The organism is Pseudarthrobacter sp. CC4 (genome assembly GCF_048957775.1).
Classification (GTDB): Bacteria; Actinomycetota; Actinomycetes; order Actinomycetales; family Micrococcaceae; genus Arthrobacter.
Map to the genome: position 1 here is coordinate 99324 of NZ_JARCCZ010000019.1, position 20612 is coordinate 119935.

The 20612-nt window shown below is 60.4% G+C and carries 20 protein-coding genes; 5 read left to right on the forward strand and 15 right to left on the reverse strand.

The window, feature by feature from the left end; translation table 11 throughout:
- Positions 1 to 46: 46 nt before the first annotated feature.
- Both PV768_RS14225 and PV768_RS14230 read left to right on the forward strand, forming a co-directional pair.
- Entirely contained in the window at positions 47 to 331 is a 285-nt protein-coding gene (locus tag PV768_RS14225; protein WP_421093342.1) for a hypothetical protein, read from the forward strand.
- Positions 332 to 426: 95 nt separating this feature from the next.
- On the forward strand, positions 427 to 570 hold the full coding sequence (locus PV768_RS14230; RefSeq protein WP_421093343.1) for a hypothetical protein: 144 nt from the start codon (positions 427 to 429) through the stop codon (positions 568 to 570).
- A 100-nt stretch (positions 571 to 670) separates the two neighbouring features.
- Here PV768_RS14230 and PV768_RS14235 read toward each other — a convergent pair whose 3' ends face one another.
- The 8 genes from PV768_RS14235 to PV768_RS14270 form a co-directional block, all read right to left on the reverse strand.
- Positions 671 to 1174, reverse strand: a complete 504-nt coding sequence (locus PV768_RS14235) for a single-stranded DNA-binding protein (protein ID WP_421093344.1) — start codon at positions 1172 to 1174, stop codon at positions 671 to 673.
- Positions 1175 to 1231: 57 nt separating this feature from the next.
- Complete coding sequence (locus PV768_RS14240) at positions 1232 to 2392, reverse strand: ArdC-like ssDNA-binding domain-containing protein (protein ID WP_421093345.1); 1161 nt, start codon at positions 2390 to 2392, stop codon at positions 1232 to 1234.
- 84 nt (positions 2393 to 2476) lie between these two features.
- Entirely contained in the window at positions 2477 to 2989 is a 513-nt protein-coding gene (locus PV768_RS14245; RefSeq protein ID WP_421093346.1) for a hypothetical protein, read from the reverse strand.
- The gene (locus PV768_RS14250) at positions 2976 to 4703 is read right to left on the reverse strand and encodes a type IV secretory system conjugative DNA transfer family protein (RefSeq protein ID WP_421093365.1); all 1728 of its coding nucleotides are present in this window, start codon (positions 4701 to 4703) and stop codon (positions 2976 to 2978) included. Before PV768_RS14250 ends, PV768_RS14245 begins: the two co-directional genes overlap by 14 nt.
- A gap of 92 nt (positions 4704 to 4795) precedes the next feature.
- Complete coding sequence (locus PV768_RS14255) at positions 4796 to 6010, reverse strand: ATP-binding protein (protein WP_421093347.1); 1215 nt, start codon at positions 6008 to 6010, stop codon at positions 4796 to 4798.
- 227 nt (positions 6011 to 6237) lie between these two features.
- Positions 6238 to 7734: an SCO6880 family protein gene (locus tag PV768_RS14260; RefSeq protein WP_421093348.1), complete on the reverse strand. Its 1497-nt coding sequence runs from the start codon at positions 7732 to 7734 to the stop codon at positions 6238 to 6240.
- A complete protein-coding gene (locus tag PV768_RS14265; protein ID WP_421093349.1) occupies positions 7727 to 9025 on the reverse strand; it encodes a type IV secretion system protein in 1299 nt (432 codons plus the stop codon). Before PV768_RS14265 ends, PV768_RS14260 begins: the two co-directional genes overlap by 8 nt.
- A 78-nt stretch (positions 9026 to 9103) precedes the next feature.
- Positions 9104 to 9415, reverse strand: a complete 312-nt coding sequence (locus PV768_RS14270; protein ID WP_421093350.1) for a hypothetical protein — start codon at positions 9413 to 9415, stop codon at positions 9104 to 9106.
- A 702-nt stretch (positions 9416 to 10117) separates the two neighbouring features.
- Here PV768_RS14270 and PV768_RS14275 point away from each other — a divergent pair.
- A complete protein-coding gene (locus tag PV768_RS14275; RefSeq protein WP_421093351.1) occupies positions 10118 to 11089 on the forward strand; it encodes a hypothetical protein in 972 nt (323 codons plus the stop codon).
- A gap of 369 nt (positions 11090 to 11458) precedes the next feature.
- Here the strand turns inward: PV768_RS14275 and PV768_RS14280 are convergent, their stop codons facing one another.
- The 5 genes from PV768_RS14280 to PV768_RS14300 form a co-directional block, all read right to left on the reverse strand.
- The gene (locus tag PV768_RS14280) at positions 11459 to 12109 is read right to left on the reverse strand and encodes an adenylate/guanylate cyclase domain-containing protein (protein WP_421093352.1); all 651 of its coding nucleotides are present in this window, start codon (positions 12107 to 12109) and stop codon (positions 11459 to 11461) included.
- A gap of 2 nt (positions 12110 to 12111) precedes the next feature.
- On the reverse strand, positions 12112 to 12690 hold the full coding sequence (locus PV768_RS14285) for a Pycsar system effector family protein (protein WP_104997623.1): 579 nt from the start codon (positions 12688 to 12690) through the stop codon (positions 12112 to 12114).
- Positions 12691 to 13050: 360 nt separating this feature from the next.
- Positions 13051 to 14475 carry a hypothetical protein gene (locus PV768_RS14290; protein WP_421093353.1) on the reverse strand — a complete coding sequence of 475 codons (1425 nt, stop codon included), beginning with the start codon at positions 14473 to 14475 and terminating at the stop codon, positions 13051 to 13053.
- A gap of 476 nt (positions 14476 to 14951) precedes the next feature.
- Positions 14952 to 15839 (reverse strand): C40 family peptidase, encoded by an 888-nt coding sequence (locus tag PV768_RS14295; RefSeq protein WP_158677203.1) that lies wholly within the window; start codon positions 15837 to 15839, stop codon positions 14952 to 14954.
- 975 nt (positions 15840 to 16814) lie between these two features.
- Positions 16815 to 17714 carry a hypothetical protein gene (locus tag PV768_RS14300; protein ID WP_421093354.1) on the reverse strand — a complete coding sequence of 300 codons (900 nt, stop codon included), beginning with the start codon at positions 17712 to 17714 and terminating at the stop codon, positions 16815 to 16817.
- A 186-nt stretch (positions 17715 to 17900) separates the two neighbouring features.
- On the opposite strand from PV768_RS14300, the gene PV768_RS14305 reads away from it, so the two are divergent.
- Positions 17901 to 18224 (forward strand): ArsR/SmtB family transcription factor, encoded by a 324-nt coding sequence (locus PV768_RS14305; protein WP_421093355.1) that lies wholly within the window; start codon positions 17901 to 17903, stop codon positions 18222 to 18224.
- A 31-nt stretch (positions 18225 to 18255) separates the two neighbouring features.
- Here PV768_RS14305 and PV768_RS14310 read toward each other — a convergent pair whose 3' ends face one another.
- The gene (locus tag PV768_RS14310; RefSeq protein ID WP_421093356.1) at positions 18256 to 18765 is read right to left on the reverse strand and encodes a hypothetical protein; all 510 of its coding nucleotides are present in this window, start codon (positions 18763 to 18765) and stop codon (positions 18256 to 18258) included.
- Between the two features lie 204 nt (positions 18766 to 18969).
- On the opposite strand from PV768_RS14310, the gene PV768_RS14315 reads away from it, so the two are divergent.
- Positions 18970 to 19293, forward strand: coding sequence for a helix-turn-helix domain-containing protein (locus tag PV768_RS14315; RefSeq protein WP_421093366.1), 324 nt, complete (start codon positions 18970 to 18972; stop codon positions 19291 to 19293).
- Here the strand turns inward: PV768_RS14315 and PV768_RS14320 are convergent.
- The gene (locus PV768_RS14320) at positions 19185 to 20366 is read right to left on the reverse strand and encodes an alpha/beta hydrolase family protein (protein WP_421093357.1); all 1182 of its coding nucleotides are present in this window, start codon (positions 20364 to 20366) and stop codon (positions 19185 to 19187) included. The two genes, PV768_RS14315 and PV768_RS14320, sit on opposite strands and share 109 nt — an antisense overlap.
- Positions 20367 to 20612: the final 246 nt, after the last annotated feature.

Below are 20612 nucleotides of genomic sequence, written 5' to 3' on the forward strand. Positions count from 1 at the left end.
CGCTCCGGCAATACAAAGATTCGAATGTATGTTCTAAAATTACTTCATGATCAAGTCCGGCTCCCCTGAAGATGTCGAGCGAATGATGATTCGCATGGACGCCGAAGCAAGCCGGCCGATAGACGACCCGGCACCCATCCGGGATTTCCCGAAGTATGGGCGTCCGCTTGTGTACGTCAGCGGAATTTACGGCAAGGCCGTTGGGTGGACCCACAAGTACGGCCTCATCGAGTGGCTGGATACTTACGGCAAATACCACATGGGTTGGGCGCATTCCTCAAGCATCAGGCGTGTAAAGCCTGATGAGTGGAAGGGCAGTAGTGCGTTGTAGTCGGCAGCCATCCCGGCCACGATCAGGCAATCATCGGGTAGCGCCGTGCGTGTCGAAGAAACGCAAGGCTCGCGGTCATGCCTAGGGTCGTTGGCATGGAAAGAGATCCCTCAGGGGAGCTGAGAGGACAGACGTCGATCAACGATCTTCTCGACAAGCCGGTCGGCGCCGCACCGGTCCAGCTCGCGCTGCCGATCCTCGTGCAGGTGAAGCCTGGACAATTCCGCCGGCTGTCTTAGAGCGGCGCCCGAAGGCGGTCTGAACGTACAAGCGGAGCATAGACAAGGTGATGGCCTGGTCCAAATGCGGATCAGGCCACCCACTTCCAGCAGCACTCGGCTACATGCTTATGTCAGCCCGCTCCGGCCCGCCTAAAGGGGGCGCGGCCACCGGTCCTTTCGTAGCGATGCTGTAAGCAGGCTGGGCAGCTTCGGGTGCCGCTTGAAGACCCGCATCTGCAGCAGCTTCCGGACCCGCTGCCGCGCGCGGTGAGCGCTGGTAGGCCGCCTTGCCGAACCGAAGGTCAGGACCGATCGTCTCAGCAACAATCCGGCGGGCTTCCCGCCGCTCGCCGTCCTTTTCGAAGGCACGGAACTCGAGTTCACCCGACACCGTAACAGGGTCACCCTTCTTCAAGGAGTTCGAAGCATTCTCTGCGAGCGCGCGGAACGCCGAGACGTTGTGGAAGACAGGCTCTCCATCCTGCCAGGACCCGTCGGCTCCCTGAATCCGCTGGTTCACAGCAACCCGCAGTTTGGCGTGCGCTACCCCGGACTCACCGTAGGTAAGCTCAGGGTCCGCGACGAGGTTTCCGGCAATGTTGACCGGAATCTTGGTACTCATATCTTCTGCCCTTTCTTTCGCAGACGGGTTTCTCCCGTCCAACACTTCGCGGCCGCCCTACGGGCCGGAAATCTCCAACCCTCGGGATGGTCCGCCTGGCTGCTGCAGGCCTACGTACGAATCCTTGCCTTGCACCTCGGGCGAGACTTCAGCAGTGGGAACCTTCCCGCCAAAACCAGGCGGATTCGTGGATTCGAGGATGTCCTTGCTTGCCGCCGTGACGCGGCCTAAGACTGACTTCGCAATATCCACCCGGGAGGCGGGTTGCTTCGGAGAAGAGCTGCGCACAGCGGCTGAATGCTCCGCCTCAATCACTGCATCAGCCCAGCCGGACAGATAACTTGCAGACTGCGGACCCCGGTCGATTCCATGAGCCTTGAGGATCGTGTACGCAACAGACTCGGCCTCGACCTCGGCAAGGCCCCGGTGGTCCAAGCTGCTCCCGTAAAGCTTGCCTACGTGGTCGTCCGGACCATGCAGCAGAACATGCCCAAGCTCATGCGCAAGCACGGCAGTGCGTTCCTCAGGGTTCAGCCACCCACCGACTTGAACCTGGCGCTGTGCGAAGTCAGTGAAGCCGCTCGTCAGACCGAACTGCGCATCGGTCACCTGGATCGAGAAGCCGTGCGTGCGGATAACCCGGGCCAGCGACTCCCATAGGTGTGCCGCTTCGAAGGTCGGTGCATCACTCGGCCAGGGAACCAGCAGCGGAGCCCCCTGGGTCTGCGAAACGTCGAAGACTGCCTGGCCGCGCCAACCCGTGATGAGGGTCTTCTTCCCCCCGTCGATAGCACCCCTGGGAAGTTTGCCGCCCAGAGGAATGCGCTGGCGCGTACCGTCGGGCAGCAACATCTGCTGCACACGTGCAGTCCGCGGTGCAATGACCCACAAGGCATGCTCGCCCCGAAGGACAGTGCGGCCGTGTCGTTCCCATTCCTTGTACCCTGCGACGAGCGTCGGCTCGTCCGTACCCCGCTGCGCCATCTGCATCATGAGCAAGGCGACGTTGCCACCTGAGTACCGCCACAAATTGGCTGAGGCATCGAGCAGAACCTGCCAACGTGAAGGTGACTCGACTGCCTCCTCCAGGATCGAGTGCAGGCCATCCATCAATGAGGCGATTCGCTCCTCGGGCGCCATACGGCGAGCGCCGACGCTGGCTTTTGGAGAGCTGTGGTCGGGCAAAATGCTAGATGGAACTTCAGGTGTAGCGGCCACGACAGCCACCCTTCATGCTTCTTGGACCGCAGCATTGCTGCGCAGACACCCGTTCATGGTGAAGCACCTCAAGAGCGACATGACTCAGAAGTCAGCGACCAGTTGATGAGCAGCCTTCCGCCACTCAACAAAGTCAGGGTCATCACCAGACAGGATTCGGGGCGCAGGCTCCTTGTGTGCCTGCAGCCCTACGCACCCGGCAGTCCTGGTGTGCATCCGCAGGCGTTCGACGGCGTGCGGGAGCCTTTCGTGAAAGGCAAGCGGGCCGAAGCCCGGCTCATCTTGGGTGTAGGAGGCAAGCTCGGCGCGGTGAAGCGCATACAACTCAGCCACAATCTCGGGGTGACGCCACCAGCAGTCAGGAATGACCGACGTCGTCAGCTGATAAGTCGCGACAAGCCATCGCACCCATGAGAAAAGGGCGCCCCAAACTTCCTGGGACTGCTCCGGAGTCATTTCCCGCCAACGGCGGGTCACGCTCTTGGAAGCCGCTGAAGCACCAAAAGCGGATCGAAACAACTGTGCGGTGATCTCGTCGTCCCCGAAGGAGCCAGCAGACGGAACATCGAACTCCTCGGTCTCGTCATGGCTGCGCATCCGGCGCCCCTTTTGTCTTTTGCTGACGCTCCCTGTGCCCGTCCGCCAAGATGCGCTCCATCTCGGCCTTCAAGCGGCGCAGCTCCCCCGCGTCCTTACGCTTGTGCCACTCGAGTAAGTCGAGCAGGATCGGTCGAGTCCGCCGCCCAAGCATCAGCGCGGTGCCAGCGGGCAGGCGTCGAATCTCGTCCAGAGCAATCACAGGACTTTCCCGTATCTGCTCCCCGTCCTGCCGGCCAGCGGCAGACCAGGACCGCGTGGTGAGGGTGAGGCTCCTCTCCCCCAGCAACCCGGCGAGCGAACGCAGGTCCCGTTCGTCAGATCCGCCTCCAAAGATCACTTTAATGATCGCCGAGTCCCAGATGGTCGATGCCTCATCGATGGACCAGCCCGAACGGGCCTGGGACAACGACTGCAAAACGACGAGCGTTGAGATCCCGATACCGCCGCCGTCGGACAGCGCCACAGGCAGCCCGGGCCATGGTGCCAGGTTGGCGATCTCGTCGAGGATCAGGGAAAGAGGCGGATCCAGCCGGCCCCCAGGGGAGACGAACGCCATTTCCCGTGCTGCATTATCAATGTCATCGATCAATGCTGATAGGTACGGTCCTGCAGCAGCTGCACCGGCTCGTGTGCCAATCAGATAGAGAGTCCCCCGGTCCCGTATGAAGGCCTTGGGATCGAACTCTTCCGACTCGTCCTGCGGATTCAGTGCGGCGAGCACTTTGGGCGACGACAGCGGCGCTACCGCCGCCGAAACCCCAATCCACGAATTGGACGTGTTCCGCGGGTCATCTTCCAGGATGCCCATCAGGTCGGCCTGCCAGCCAAGCGCCGCCCCCGGCTGACTCAGCACCTCCAGCGCTTCCCGCGCCAGTACAGGGCTGGAGGACCAGCGTCGGAAAGCCGTCACTCCCTCGCCGCACAGCGCCGCTGCATGCAGTAGGCACTGAAGAACTATCAGCGAGCGCTTCTGCCACGCTGCGTTCTCGCCCTTCATCTCGGTGTCCGCGGTGATGACCAACGCCCGCCGGGTAGCAATATCAGGATCCTCACACCCACGTACGGGCGACCAACGAAGCGATGATGGAAGTCCTGACATGCCCTGGGGATCAAAAACGGTGACGGGTCGGCCTCCAGAGCCCCGTGCCTTCATCGTCACAACGAGATTGTCCGCGCGCGTTGAAGTCGTGACTACAGCTCCCGGCGCATCGAGGATGGCGTTGATGACGACATAAAGCCCCTTCCCGGATCGCGGAGCACCTTGAATCACCATTGACTCTTCCGTGGAGACATGTATGGTGACACCGCGGGAGCGGCCTAGCGTCCACGACACGTCCTGCACCGAGGGGTTTGCAAGTCCTGGACGCGTGAACTTTCCTCTTCTCCGCACGGCCCGCGCCCCAAAGTCGTGGAGAATCTCGGCGCGGCGGGCAACGCCGTCGCGGTTCAGGATGTCTTGGCGCAGCCAGCCGCCCGATTGCTTCCATCGCCGCCAAAGGACCAACGCGCCGACGGCGAGCGCAGCAACCAGCAGTAGAGCCGGGGCCAGAACCCACCAGACGCTGCCTGTGCCGAGCACACAATCAGCCCGGCGAACTACTATCCATTCCATTCTGTTGGCGATGAGTCCGACGGCGGCCGCAGGGTTGAAGGGCGACGGCGGCATGGTGCCGCACTGCCAAGAGCCGGCCACGTGCGCTGCTGCCTGCACCAACGCACAGAGACTTATGTAGGCTGCCGCGCCGACAAGGCCAGCGGTGACTAAGGGATTGTCACTTGCCGAGCGCGTGCTCACTGGCCGTCTCACAGCATCCTGTCGTCTGTCCCGAAAACGGCGAGCTCGTCAGTGGTCACGCGGTTGGCAACGATGAAGGAGCGGTTGCCCACCTTCCAGAGCCCGACGCCCTTCGGAAGGTTCTCAACATGCTCGCACTCCGCTTCTGTCAGGCCGAGCGCTTCCTTGGTCAGGCGCATCGCGTCGTGCTTCTGCCGGTAGATGACTCTGGTGTCAGCCTCAGTCAGCAGGCCCAGTGCTTTCTGTCTGTGCCCACTGGTGCTGTCACCGATCTCGTTGAGGTCGGCGACCTTGTGCATGATGAGCAGGTTTGCGATCCCGTAGGTTCTGGCGAGTCGCCACTGCTCGCTCATCTTCGCCAACATGTACGGATCTGCGAGCATCCGCCACCCCTCGTCGTACACCACAAGCCGCTTCCCGCCGTCAGGGTTGGTGATGGCAGCTTCCAACCACGTGGCGCCGCAGGCTGCGGCCAGCGAAAGCGCTTGCTCTGATGCTCCGATCAGGGCTGAGGTATCCATCACCATCATGGGCGCGTCAGCGTCGAAGGCCACAGTCGAGGGCGCATCGAACATTCCTTCGAGATCACCGGACACGGTACGTCGCAGGGAATGGCTGACGGCGGTCGCTCCGTCTGTACCGACCAGGGCGGTCATCTCCGTCGACGGCTTGAGGAGGTGGTCCAGCACCATGGGCAGGGTCGGGTTTGAGTTCTCAGCCATAGTTTCCATCAGGGCGATGTCCAGGGCTGTGTGCTCCACGGGGCGAAGGGGCGTGCCCTGCCGCATCAGCGAGACCAAGGCCCCAAGGAGATACCGACGCCGTTGCCTCACCACCGCTTGCCACTGAGCCTCCGTCAGGGCACTGGAGCGGGGACCGGCGTCGAGGGGATTCACCCTTGCAGGGCGGCCAGGGCCAATGGAAATGACCTTGCCGCCAACAGCCTCCGCTACTGCAACCCACTCGCCCTTGGGATCAGACGCGACGGCTGCCTTTCGCCCTAGGGTGATTGACCGAGTCACCAGTGACTTCCCGCACATCGACTTACCGGTGCCGACCGTCCCAATCACAACGATGGACGGACCGCTGATGATCCCCTTGTCGTAGAGGATCCAGGGATCGTAGGAGAAGGCCCCGGACCCGAAAACGTCGGTGCCGATGTAGGTTCCCTCGTGCCCCAGACCTGACTCTGTAAGGAACGGGTAGGCGGCGGCAAACGTCATGGTCGATGCACGGTGGGGCGCCGGGCGTAACCGATGAGGACCCCGCATGGAGTTCGGCTCGTTACTCCCCCAGTCACCAGCAAGGCGCAACCCCTGCGAGTCGCGCCGCGTGTCCCCTATCACGGCACTCGCCCACCCTTCAGCGCGTGGTGCGGGTCGGCGTCGTGGTTTCCTTTCCGTCCGCTTCTTTCCCGACGGTAGGTACTCGAAGCTTTTCAATGTGTGTTTCAACGCAGTCCCCTTCCAAGCGGCAGGCCACCGGCGACAAACGCGGCCCATTGCTGTCCGTAGAGAAGCCGCAGCTCAACAAATGCTCCTGCGGCAGCGGACTCAAGTTCCTGGCGATGCCGGGCCAAGTCCTCCAGCGAGGTCGCTGTGACGGTGATGTAGGCCGCCGGGCGGACGTCGCCATGGCCGGCAACGATCTCTTCCTCCCTCTGGATGACTTCTTCTTCCTCCGCCTTTTGCTCCCGCGTGAGAGGCCTGTCGAAGCGGGCGTTGATGCGGCGGCGGGTCTCGTGCGCTTCCTGCGCCGAGCGGATGTCACGGAGGGCTTCGGTTGTTGGCACTGCCCGTATGACCTCCGTGAACGTGTGGCGGAATTCGCCCACATAGATCAGCGGATGCAGGAAGCCCGGAAAGACTTTCTGGCGCGGCCATTCAGCGATCCAGAAAGTCTGATGGAATCCGGTGTCGGTCCGCAGGAAGGTCCAGTGTTCCTCAACGGCCATCGGGCCCTGGCGGTGGAGGGAATCCATGTCCTTACTTGTCGGCTCGTCCGCCGGCGGGGCTGCCGCCACCGGCGCTTTGGGGGCGGGCAAAGCAGCGGGATCGAAGGCCCCACGGATGATGCTTAGCAGTCCGGGTTCACGAACCCACTCTTCTACCTTCACGCTGTGGGTACCGAGCGACGTTTTCATCGCCTCGACTTCCAGCCGCAGGACGTGTTCCAGGCCAACCAGTCCCCCACCCGACTCCTTGATCCGTCGTCGAGCCTTGCTCGTGTCCAGGACAACCGCCACGAGCAGTTCGTGGCTCATGGTTGATCCGGCTGCGCCGAGCAAGTCCTCATACGCGCGTTGTCCCCACGCAGCGTTCTCGCCAGCCTGTGCCGGCACGGCGTTGTCTTTGTAAAACTCCCAGAGCGCCGACGACGGATAGGGCACTGTGTAATCTTGGACCGCGATCCTGGCCACGCCTGGCCGTTGGGCCATGCCGGCTTGTACACGTGACCAGGCTTGGACCGCCCAGGCTTTATCGTCTGCGTCTAGGAGTGCAAACGACCTCGTGCTGCAGCGCAACACCGCGATCGCCTCCCGGCCCGCGCGGTCAACGATGAAGCACTCACCACCGGCCGCTGTTCTGATCTCCAGATTGCCGACGCCGCCCGGGAGAGCGAGCCGACCAGCCAATCGCGGAGCTGCGGGCTTTGCAAGGAACAGGGTTTGTCCTGCCGCTGCCCGGTAGAAGAACACAACAAGCTGTTTCGCCCATACCGGATAAGGGATGCGGGAATACTGCAGGAGCCCGAGCAGCATAAGCCCAAGCCAGAGGGGTCCGGAAGAAAAAAGGCCAACCGGCCCACTACTCGCAGAAGCAACGACGGCAACTGCCCCGCCCCCTGCAACTATCAGCAACTGGTACCACTTGAGGCCAAGGAAGAACCCGCGGCGCTCGTATCTCGGGAATTTGACGGCCTCAAGGGCACGAGAATCTTCAGACATGTGGGTTTCCTCCGTTCGGAGGGTTGATTCTTGGTGCTTGGGGTGTGGGAGGCGTATCCCTCGAAGGGGCAGGTGCGCTTGCGTTGGGATGCGCTCGCGATCCGGCGTCTCCGGGCGGGGTTTGCCGCGCAGGTGCTGGGGCAGTGCCGCTTGCTCTATGGGGTTCTGTGCGCACTAAGTCCTGCTGCGACCCCGGTGGGTGCACGCTGTTAGGCGCTCCGATCGATTGCCCGGTTCTCAGGGCCAACTGGCCTCCGTCACCCTTGGGTGAGGGCACCCCGGAGGGAACAGCGGGTGTCAACGCTTGTGTCGGGAAGATGCTACGGCTCGAGCTGATTGGCCGGGTCATGGCGGATCGATTTACTAGGCCCGCAAGCGTCAGGCGACCACCTGTCTGCCGACTGATCTGGCGAGCCGCAATGCTGCTGCTCCGGGAGAGGACGTGGCCGCCACCGGCCGTTTGGGCTGCTGCCGCGAGTTCCCCGCCTGCGAAACTAACCAAGCGCAGGGCCATCAAAGGTGCGCCGCAGGCAAGTGCCATGCCCACCGCGCCGGCTGCCAATCCGGCAAAGGACTTGGACTCTGCAAAGAGCTTCACTGCAACGGCCAAGACCGTTCCGGCTAAGGGTTTCGCCAACACCAAAGCAATGACCACCTCGCACCAGCGGCGTGCCCAGGACTTTGTCTTGTCCCAGGGCAGCAGCATAAGGGCAACCGGCGCAACAGCTGCCAACACGACGAGTGCAAAGGAGCGGAAGATCATCGAGCACATCAGGATGAAGGCAAGGATCCACACGACAATAACTGCCATCACAGTGACGACGACGGCTCCAGCTGGGCCTCCTGTCGTCCCAGGTGCAAGGGAGACCAAGTTCCATTCCCGACCACTTCCTTCTGGTGCCCGTTCAAATCCAAAAAGCCTCATGAACACGAGGTATGGGTCCGAACCAATCGATTCGAGCAGCGCGGCGGAGGCTAAGTCACTCGCGCGCGTCAGCTGCCGGACCAGATACACAGCAGCCCCGACGAGCGGTATGGCGGCAGCGCCGCCGAGCATCGCGCGGCCAATGCGTCTCGGCTGCTGACTGACCAGGCCCGATAGGACCTGGAGGATCATCACGACGACGAGCGGTGTCATCATGACGACCACCCACCAGCTCGTCAGGCCTTCGATGGAGAGCCACTGGGAGTCGTCGATGTCCGACACTGAGAAGGCGCCGGTAATGAAGGCCCAGAGCCAGGACGCCATGTTCTGGAGGATGTTGGCGAAGAGAGACGTGACTGCGCCCATGGCGTTATCGTTCGTTTGTGACACCAAGCCGCAGCCGGGCGGCCACCATCCATTGAGGTCGCACTCAACAGGCATGAGCTAAAACCCGAGAGGAAAGGCCGTCTGAGACCAGAGGATGTAGCCGTTGATGCCGCCGAGAATGGCAGCCACCGGACCGGTCCAAAGCAGGATCACGCCGCCGCCCGAGGCAAGGCGTGACGACTGGCTAAGTTTGCCGGCCAAAAGCATCGCGGCACCGATGATTGCCACGATGGCGATGATGATGAAGGCGCCCACGAGGATGCCCCCGCCGATCTGTTTAAGCGATTCCAGGAAGGGAAAGCTCGCGTTCGGGGTGATCCCCGGGTCCACCGCTGCAAAGTACATGATGCTCCGTCCGTCTTGTTCCATGGAGTGAGCAGATGAGCTCAAGGGTTCATGGAACCAGCGGGAGGAAGCGACATGACCTCTTTCCATAACTATTGGCAGAGCCTTTGTCACGACATCAGGGCGGAGCAGTAATAACGTCCCACAACACATCGTTTTGAGACTCCTCCTGTGGCTCTCCGGCTTCCCGTGCGGAGTTTGCCGATAAATGGCGGCGTTTTGTGATCGTTCTTTGTCGCATCACTGCGCCGCCAGCTGTCTTGAATCTCTAGGGTTTGGAGGCACTTCGGTTATGAGACACGTGGACCCGGATGTGGCGACCGGTTCAGGTGTTCGTGAGGGCATCCCTCTACGGGATGCGCGCGCGACGAGGTGGCGCCTTCGATGATTCGACTGCCCCGGCATGACTTGCGTTCGCTGACCCAGTGGGTAGGCTCGCGGCATGTCACAAGGTGGGTCAGGCTCAGCAAGCCCGGACCGCGCTTCGCGTCGAAGGAGAGGTCGATCAGCAGTTCCGCATGACAGTTGCTAATTACCGGAGTATTCTTCCTGCTCTGGGCGACAATCTTTCTCACGTGGGCGCCCGTTGACACTCTCCGCCTGGTAACTTTCATCATCTTCGTGCCGATCGGTCGGCACTCGAGGCACGGACCCCAGTCTCACTGGACATTACTGTCAGACCCCGGAACTAGGCTGTAATCAACTACTGACGGGAATGGGCAGCCTTTGGAACTTGATCAGCTACTGGATTCGGCGTATCAGCGGACAGCTGACCTATTTGAGCGGATGCCCAAGGTGGAGTACAAAACCTCCCTCGACTTGGAGAATCTTCCTGTAAACGCGAAGACCTGGCACCGTTTGGATGATTTGGTGGCCGTTTTCTTTGATCTGAAGTCCTCAACCAATTTGGAAAAGGGCCGCCGCCCCGCCAGCACGGCCAGCATTTACGACGCTGGAGTGGGCGGTGTGGTCAAGATTCTGGAAGCGTTCGACGCGGATTTTGTCGATATCCAAGGAGATGGCGGATTCGGGCTCTTCTGGGGGGAATCGCGCTACGAGCGGGCTATGTGTGCAGGTATTTCCATTCGCACCTTCAGCACAGACTTCACGCAAAAGCTGGAGCACAAGTGGCCGGAGGCACCGTCTACTGGGTTCAAAGTTGGCGTCGCAAGTGGCTCCATCTTGGTGAAAAAGGTGGGTTTGCCGCGGCACCTAGACCTGCAAGAGCCCGTTTGGGCGGGCAGACCGGTCAACTATGCGGCAAAAGCGGCGCAGCAAACTGATCCAGAGCACATCCTGGTTACTGGAAGCGTGTGGGACGAGATAGAGAACAATGACTTCCTCGCGTTCTCGTGCGGCTGCTCAGATGGCAAGCCGGATGCAGTAGCGCCAAGTCTTCTATGGGAGGAACGAACTCTCGACAAAATTCCGGACGACGAGCGGTTTGGCCAGGCGTTGAATAGTGGCTGGTGCGCGATTCATGGTGAAGAGTTCTGCACCGCAATTCTTGCTGGCGAAACAAAGAGAGCGGGCGTTATGGAGAAAGCACTCCATAGCCGAAACCTGCTGGCTTCTGGCTCGGTTGAAAAAAACGAGGCCAGCAAGCGACGCAGGCGAGCACGAGAAGAGTTCAGGACGGAGTTCATGCAGGAACGTTTTCGACAGCTCCGGTCCTTGCTCGACGAGCTGTCACGCTGACATTCATACGTACCCAACGACCTCCCTCCGAGCAGGTCAGTCGTAGGTAGGGCCAGGATTGAGTCACATACGTGGAGAGAACACGTTAAATCGAGCGTGCAAAAGGATGCGTGAGATCTCTCAACAACGGATTGGTTACTGAGACAGTCGAAAGCGCTGCTGGTTGCGCATAAGTTGCAGCGATGGATGGCCGTTTTGTCAGTAGCGCTCTTGGTCAGATCGCAGTAGAGGTGATCACGCGATTACTCAACTTCGGCCCAGGCCACGATGGCTCTCCGCTGAACAAACGAGCTAGCCGAAGTTTTCGTCAATCCACTCGTCCATGGGTGAAATGATGGCGTTGCCCTTTCGGACCTTGCCAAGCCCCGTTTAGCTTGAAGTCAGCAGTTTGGCGTTGTGCTCGTTGAGGTTTCCAGCGAACCAGTCTCCCACCCAAATCGGGTCTGCGTAGGCTCTTCCGGCTTTGTTGGCCAAGTGGGCGGCACGGTTCACCACATCTCCCATGTAGATCACGTCATTGATGCCGCTGCCGCTGTAGCCGGCCTTGATCATGAGTGCTCGCCCGTAATCGACTCCAATGCCCAGCTTCGGGGGTGTGAGGGCCTTCTTGCTGAGCTTGGCGTTGAGCAACTTCTTCAGGGTGTTTGCAGTGCAAACAATGTTGAAAAGATCATCGATGTTGCTTTGCAGCGGAGTGCTGTACACCGCCCAGACGCAGTCACCCACGATGTTAACTTCCCTGACCAGAGGGGAGCTGTTCAGAACGGCGACCATCTCAGAAATGAACGATCTGTAGATCTTTGCAAGCGCCGGCCTCTCGTGTTTTTCGGTGAGACCGGAGGAGTCGCGTATGTCGACGAATATCGCGGTGCATTTACCGTAGACGCCGTTGGTGTAGGTCAGTCTGTCGCGGTCCGGAAAGTTGTCCTTTTCTTCGAACTGCCCTGTCGGCTGATCCAAAATTTCATCGATCCGCGCGGCGCTGGAGGTGTATGAGTAGTACTTATACTTTCCGTCCACAGTTACCATCCTGTCGCAGCTATGACGGCGACAGAAGCCACGACACCAACCGCGACCAGTTCTGCAATGATGGCGCGGTTGACGTACTTGAACTTGGTTGTGGCTATATGCGCGTTCTCGTGGATCTGGGCGGCTACTTGGCGCGTGAGCCGCGTGGGGTCGCTCGTGAGCAGGGACAACACCTGCAGATACGTTGGCCTGTCCTTCATGTAGTGTCCGGCGATGTCACCGAAGAACAAGAGGTTCACGGCGTCTTCGTCTGCTTCCTCCCCGTTCGGTAGTCGGCCACGGGTCCGAGGGAAGAGCGCCGCGCAGGCGAAGCCTGCAGAGGACACCAAAGCAAGGGCACACAAGCTCACAGCCAGAGTCAGCGCACAGGTCCACTTATCTTCGTCCTTGACGAGGTTGAACAGAGCCGCGACGGTAGCTCCGACAAAGGCGAGGGTTACACCTGTCTTCGTATCTGCATGTCTTATCCACTCATTGGTAACGGACAGTGCCTTCCAAGCCTGGTCAGGTTGGGGTTCCGCAACCGCAGGAACGTCCGGCTCTCCCTTGGGTCCCCACGTGGTGCGCCTCATTTGGATTCCATTTCACTAGCAGCGGCCTTTGTCTCACTGGAACGTACCTTACGGTCTGCACGGCGGAGTCATCATCTTCACGCCTGCAGAGCAAAGGTCCTGGACACGTTGAAGGAGTCCAAGATCTACCAGCCAACACCGTCCTGGTAGCCGGTACCCTACTAAACCGGGCTCTGACGTGCAGCGTTGCGGATTCCCAGTTCAGGGTGTCCCCTCTACCCCGCCCAAAAAACTGCCCGGTGAAGGCGCCCTAAACGCTACACGTTCGCGCCGCGAAGGAAGGCAGAAAGCTTCTGAATTATCCCCATCGCCGCAGCCTAACAGCCCCAGAAGTCAAGCAGCAGCGAAATACAGCGGCCTTCAATCTTCGTCCACCGAAGCGAGCCCCTCGGGGCGGGGACCAAATCGACCGCTGGCATCGGCATACACATCCATGCCGACGATCTGCTGCTTGAACTGGTTGAACTTCCAGTCCTCACCAAATGCCTTGATTAGATCCATATCCGGTTCCATCAGCCGAAGCGCCAGCAACCGCACAACAAGAAGCGCAATCTTTCCAGCAACATACGTGTGCTCGGCTGGAGGCATCGGGCCCCGCTCAGGGTGCTTGACGTCGTTGTAGTTGTTCGCAATCGCCCTTGCAAGAGCCAAACGAGACGCGGCTACGTCAAACCAATCGAGGTTGACCGCAGCTAGGGCACGGAAGACGTACGTTGCAGTAGTCGGGTATGAGCGTTTTCCTCTTGTTGACCAAGACTCTCGCTCGCCTTCGACCTCTCCAATGAGGTGACCTGCGGCCTCCAAACTCACGGAGGCGTTGACGATGTGGTCCTCGACGTAGGACTCAGGCCGTCTAAGCGTTCCGGCGCCGGGGTGAATAACGCGCTCCCACTGGTCGAAGCCCTCCAACCAGCGTTGCAGACCCTCCACACCGACGTCGGAGGCAGTGGCCAGCGGGTGCTTCATCTCCCCAGGAAGGGGCCGCCAATAGTCGGAGACAGTATCCTCGGAGACCATCTCGAAGAATGGCACGTCGACGACTTTGCCGGTGAGAACCTTGGCATTGAATCGCTCGTCCCGTATCTCATGGTGGCGGAATACGGCCGCTTGTCCGTACATGAGCGTCAACAGCGCCGCGATCTTGCGCTGTTCGGCGAAGTGCTCAGCACAGGGCCTCGACGTTTCGAACTTCGTGGTCAGACATACCCATTCACGCACACGAAAACCGGGCTTCTCGTCGTCCACGGCCCAGTTAGTGCTCAATTCGAACGTCACATCGCCGTGCTGCCAAACCAGCGGGGGCGGAGACTGCACCTCAACATTGATCTTTTGCGCCCGGTTCTTTTCGTCCGCCACCAAGGAGTAGGACGTAGCTCCCATATCCGTCCACTCAGTCAGGCCATCTATCCGCGAGCGGAGCTCTGTGACTTCAAGCGCGTCGTCAAAGTCGCCGTCACGATCCTTGTAGACGACCTCTTGCGGCGTGATCCTCACCGTCGAAAATCCCTGCCCGCCCATATTGAGCGACGATCCGGAGGTCCGGCAGCCATAGAGAGTGAACCGACCACGGTCGGTAAGTAACTGGAGGTTGGACGGCGGCCGACCGTCGCGTACCCAACCCTTCACGGCTGCGAACTGAGGTGTGTTGTTGACGAACGGGACCAGTAGGCTGACGCCCTTCAATTCCCCAAAAGACAGCATCCCGGTTACGTAGGGCGTGTCCTCGACGTTGTCGATAACGAGACCCGGAGCAGTGTCCCCCATCGTGAATCGCTTGTTGTTCAACTCGGTTTCCCCCAATTAGAGCCATTGCTTGGATTTTAGCGGGGACCGCCGACAACACGAGCTAATGCATATATTTTCACTTTCCGTTGGAGGAAACGGTAGAGGGGGAGCCGACCCCGGAGGAGCTTTCACAATCACGGCCCCTGACTGCCGACTGAAGGGCCCGAAAAGTTACAAGTGTCGTGTATTTAGTATCGGCTGGCCGATGTCGGCCGCGACCTCCACATGGAAGCGGCGCACCGCACTGTCGAAAACGACCGCTGCGCCAGCAAGGGTTGAACCTCCTGGAAGCCCGGGCTGCACCGAGGACGACAAAGGCAATCGAAACAGCTGCCATGAACGTGGTTCTGCCCTGAAATCGAGCTGGTTTGAGTTGCCCGTTCGTATATGTTCGGTTCAGGCGGTCAAATAACAAGTCTCAGCGATAGGCGGGACGTCGCAGGTTAGCGACGTATTAATGGCACTAGAAGAGTTCTTTAGCGCTCCAACAGATCGAAATAGGCAGGACCAGGATTCCAATTCACTGGATGCAACAACGTCCCTACCGCCGGGTTCAGGGCACTCCACATCATGCCGTCGCCCGCGTAGATGCCGACGTGGCCCCAGTTGTCAGGTCCCTGGGGATTTTGAACGACCAGATCTCCTGGTTGAGGGTTCTCTGTTCGGACACCCACACGCCACTGTTCTACTCGCGGCAGCTCGATTCCGGCCTGCCTGTAAATCCACTGCACGTAGCCAGAGCAGTCCCAGGCTTTAAAGGCGGTCCCGCCCCACACATACCTTCCGCCCAAACCTTCCTTCGTGAACCTCAGAATGTCTTGGCGCAGCTGGCTCAAGTTAGGGGAAGATGCCCCAGGCCACAGCGCTCGCGAGGAATCTGAACAGGAGGCAGGAGCGGTGCCGCCCTCAAGCGCAGCAACAATTGCCGTGGCCGCCGGCTCCCAACGCGCATACAGTTCGGGAAAAGCAGACACCTGGACTGCTTGAGCCGCCAGACCTTTGTCCATTCCCTGCCAACCGGGAATGTCCAGGAGTCCTCGAGGACTGCCGCGGTTCGGTCCCGACGGCCCACCGTAGAAGGCGCGCGCGTTATAGGAGGGATCCATTAGCTGCGCAACTGTCCCCCAGCCCGCCGCCGGACGCTGTTGTGCTGAACCGATCGAGTCGTGGTCACGTCCAACGCCGTCGTTCGGGAACTGCAGGGAAGCAGGCACGCTGGGGTTCGCGAGCATGCGCAGACTCGACTCCTGCAGCGCCATCATGATGGCGATGATCCGCCCAGAGCGCGGTATTCCAAGCTGCTTGCCGACCGCGATGTAAGTCCGTGCAACGCTCTCCTGACGAGGCGTCAGCTCGTAGAGCAAGAGCCCAGCGTTCCGCACTTCCAGGCCAGCACCACCCGCGTTAGGCGCAGCGGCCCCCTCGGATCCCGCTGGTGTACAGGCAACTGCCGATTGGCGACCCAGACCAGTGAGCGCCGCCACGCCTCCGGCAAATGCCATGGCGCCAACAAGCAGGGCGAGGGAAGCGGCCGCCGATATGACCTTCACCAATGCCCGGCGCCGCATGAGGCCTGCGACGACCACCAGTCCAGCCACTAGTAGACGATTCTCTCTGGGGTCGCGTAGAAGGCAACCATGGCGCAGCGCCCAGACGGAGCAGTGGTCGCAGGAGGACAGTTGACCATCACCGTGACGGGTGCCGCAAAGGCACTTTTGCCGTTATTAGACTCGTCCACAACTTGCACCGTCACCGTGCATACGTGAAGGCCCTCCCACGGGGCCGGATACTCCTGAACTTTGGCCAACTCGAGATCGCAGCGCAGGGACTCAGCGGTGCCGATTCGGCGAGCGGACTGGTCTGCCAGGGTGGTGAACGTCCCCGCCGTCACGCCAGTCCCTTCAAACTCCCGAACCAGTACAGATAAGGGATTGGATCCATCGGGAAGCAACTCCCACCAGGACCGCACCCTGGTATATACATCCGAGTACGACGACGAACGGCTGTCCCAGCTATAGATTCCCTTTGCTGCCGCTACAGCGAGCGCTCGGTGATCGAGGGTACGTGGCAAACCATCCGGCGTTGCCTCCGCCGTGACGAGCGGCCCGTCAGGAACACGGGACGTACTACCTGGTGCAGTGGAAGTGCCTGATGGCATCGTCGTTGCAGGCGCAGTGCCGGACGTGGTCGGCGGGACCGGTCCGCTGAGGCCATCGGCAGGCCAAAGCAGAAAGACTCCACCAATCATGAGCAGGGCAACCAGCCCTGCCGCCAGCCTCGCCCGGCGGTCAACTTTACGGAACCAATTCACAGCCAACTCCGGCGAAGGACACCATGGCTCAAACAGCCGGCCTATTCACTTCGTGCTGAAGCACACGCCAAGCTGCCTGGTACAGCTGCCGGGCAAATCCGATATTCACCGCGATATATCTCTCTGTAACGCCGAGCTCAGAGGCAAGAGCAGCCATCTGTACGGACCTATCCAGTCCTCGCAGCCCCGGACGGACTATGGTCTCCGCGACGCTCCGCAGGACGTTTGTGGGAAGGCAGTTGGCAGCGCAGCGGCAGAGATCGTCGACGCCTACTCCGGGTTCGGGGCGGCAGTTCAATGCCGTGTTGATCGTTTTGGCCGTCTGCCGAACGACCGTTACGGCACGCCACCGACGCCGATCCTTGGGAGACGGAGGTCCGTAATGCCTCGGCCCCGTAAGGCTAGATACGGCAAGCCTCCAAGTTTCCTCACTGACGCTGCGCTGGACCAGGCCCAGCATGGCGTGTGCCCAGGCCTGATCAACATAGTTCTCGACGTCGTTTCCTGCCGCCCCAGCATGAACGACAGCAAGAAGCTCCGGTGAGCTTTCCGTCGTCGTGAAGTCAACAAGCAAGGGCAACGTTTGATGGCTAAGCTCGCGCCGGATATGGGCAGCGCAGATCTTATTGCAGACACCTTGGACCCACGCTTCAAACGGGATGCCGGGCAGCTCCCGGTAGCGCCCCCGTGCAACCCCGTCCCAAACGGCGACCCGGATGTCCTGCATGACATCGTCCACATCGCAGGATCGCCCGATCCGCGCGAGCCGGGAAGTGACGTAGCGGTGCACCCCATCAACCGCGACCATGATCCGATCGATCTGGATGACGGGTTCTCCCGGCGGAGGTGCGCTTCGCAATGAGACATCAACGTCAGCGACCGTCTCTGGTCCCTTTGTAGATTGATACGCCTTGGCTTCAATTTCCATGGCTTCACCGCTTTGACTGTTCAGATCGAGTAGTTCGCAGAGTTGCGCAAACGGCCACCCCAGTTAGTGGATGCGGAGATCCAACAACGATCAGAAGAAGCTACAAGAATTATTGTCGAAGATAATTAAAGTATCGTCAAGAGTGCTGTTCTTACTTTTCGTGATGCCTTCGGGAAGAATGGCCGTATGCCGAGAATTACGCAACCCCACGACGCCGCCTGGTCGGCCGACGTCGAGGCTGCCGTCGCAACCTTCGGCAACCGGGCGCGAAACGAAATCCTTCGATTCCTCACGGCCACTGGGCCTGCGACGCGCGGAGACATCGTCGCTGCTGTCAGCGCGGGCGATCCCAGCGTGGCCAAGCACCTGGCCGCGCTCGAAGAGGCAGGCGTGGTGATGGTCGACGTCGAGCCTGGACGTAGACACGGACGGTCACCGCGGTATTCGGCGAACCCTGTCCGGATCAAGGAACTGCTCGACGCTCATCTTCAGTACTTGCTGGAAAAGTAGCCGCAGTGGGTTGGAAAGATGAGCCCGACGTTTAGTCTGCGCGCTCCGGCGCCTCATCCGCGTCTAGCCGCGGACTGGCCTCGGCCCTCTCCCCTTCTGGCCGACGGCTGATGTCCCTATTCAAGTACTCTGTGATCGCCCGAAGCGTCTCGGGCGACACGTCACCAAGGGTCCGAGCCGCGAACGTCTTCACCCTCGCAGCGCGGAGAGATTTCACAAACTCAAGCTGGGAATCAATTCGCTCGGGCAGATCTGCGGCGTCGCTGCCCATCAAATAAGCCGGATCCACATTGAAGATGTCGCACAGGGCGCCCAGTAGCGCCGGATCGCTCACCAGCCTGCCTGTGCCGTCCTTCATGTAGAACCAGCGGGCTCGGGAAAGCTTGATGCCCTTCTCCGCCAGCTTTTGCTGGACTTCGCGGAACGTGACGGGTTGCCCTCGCTCGGCAACAACAACGTCGAGGAGCAGGTTCAAGCGCCGTGCAAGTTCGGCTTGGGGAGACAGTTCCGCGCCTTTGAGACCTTCTTCGTCTCCGGACACGATTCACCTCCCAGCAAGACATGACTATCGTCAGCGAGTCACTAATTGTTGCCCAGTATTGCCTTGGCCAAGTCCACATGCAACAAGCGCGGCTTCGTCCTTCCATCCGTATGTGGATGAGCGTATCGTTCTGCTGTAGACCCGTCTACAGCGGGCCACAAGAGATTCCCTCGTCACCTGGTGGTCTCCATGGCGAACATCTTGATGAACCGGACGCGAAGCCGCCTCATTCGCTATTTGATCACCCATGGCCCCGCGACCTGCCGTGAGGTCGCTGCCGCCCTCACCCTGTCTGCTTCCTCTGTCCGCAAACACCTCAGTCTTCTATGCGAGGCAGGCGTCGTCATCCTCGGGTCGGGAAAGTACACAGCGCGGCCGGATGAGGTCGAAAGGGAACTTGCGGACCTTGCGGCCGCGTTTCAGTCCGCGGGCAGTGATTTCAGGAACCGCGTGACGGACGACTCCCACTTCTCGGTATCGGCGTTCCACTCGAGTGAATGCCCCGGAACATCGAAGCGAACCAACTGAACGAGGTCGGGCCGTAGCTCGGCGAATCTTTCAGAGACTGCGACCGGTGTCGATTTATCATCGATCCCATGCAATATGAGGGTCGGCGTCTTGAGGTCACCAGCGCGGGTAACCCAGTCCAGCGCGGAGAGGTCAATGGCTTGATTGAGGCCCGTGACCCAGCGGCCTGCATTCCAACCCAAGATTCTCAGCCCAGCCCTGGCGATAGCTTCAGGCAATCCGCTGGCGCTCCCGTTAGTCGTTAGAGTCTCAGCCCAGTCCAGGACGGGAGCCACGAGCACCAGGCCGATGATCCGATCAGAATGTGCTGAGAGATTTGCTGCACGCAGAGCCATGGAGCCGCCGAGAGACCATCCGAACAAGACGAGCCGGTCAGCGCCGTGGTCCACGGCGTACTTAATGGCCGCTTCGACATCCAACCACTCGTTCTGGCCCAATGAGTACCTGGAATCGTTCGACGGCGGCGCTTCGCCGTCGTTCCGGAATGACACGACCAGCGATGTGATGCCGAGTCTGCTCGCAACAGGAACACCGCGAAGGGCGCCGGCTCGTTTTCCACCCATTCCATGCGCGTGGATAGCCCATGTGGATGACATCGGACCGGCGGACGCGGGCGCGGGCGCGAATTTCCATGCAGGCGCCATGCCGCCGTCGACCTGGATCTCGACGTCCTCAAAAAGCAGGCCTAGTTGCTCTGGTTTGGAGTACGCGTACCCGCTCCAGATGCCGGCGGCAGCAGCGTGCAAGTCACCGGAGTCGACTCGCTCCACAAGACGAATCACTGTTCCCGCATTCGTGCCTTCGTCTATTACAGCCCCTATGCACGCGTGGCCCTTCCCGTTGCCGAACCACAAGCTGTAGCGGCCTGGCGCTCTCGTTAATGAGGTCGCTGGCAGTTCGATCCTCAGGGATCCATCTTCGCCGGAGAAGACTTGCCTGATGGAAATATCCTCCCGACGCGCAGCGCTCGGCACCACCACCCGTCGCGCAAAATAGGCGGCGCCGAGGAATGTTATTGAAGATGCACATACAGCTGCAAGGGCTAGCGGGCCCAGCACTTTAGGAGCCTTCATCTTCGCTCCTGACATGCTTGTCAATAACCTCCCTAAGTCGCGCCAGCGTCTCGGGAGACAGCTCCTGCAATTGCCGAGCTGCGAAATTCTTGACGCGAGCCTCCCGCATGGACCTAAGGAGGTTGAGTTGAGCTTCCACTAGTTCGGGTATCTCCGCGGAGTCATCCAGAAGGTATCGGCGATCCACGCCGAAGAATGCCGCGAGGTTCTGCAGCAGATCCTGGTCCATAGCCAGGGAACTATCAC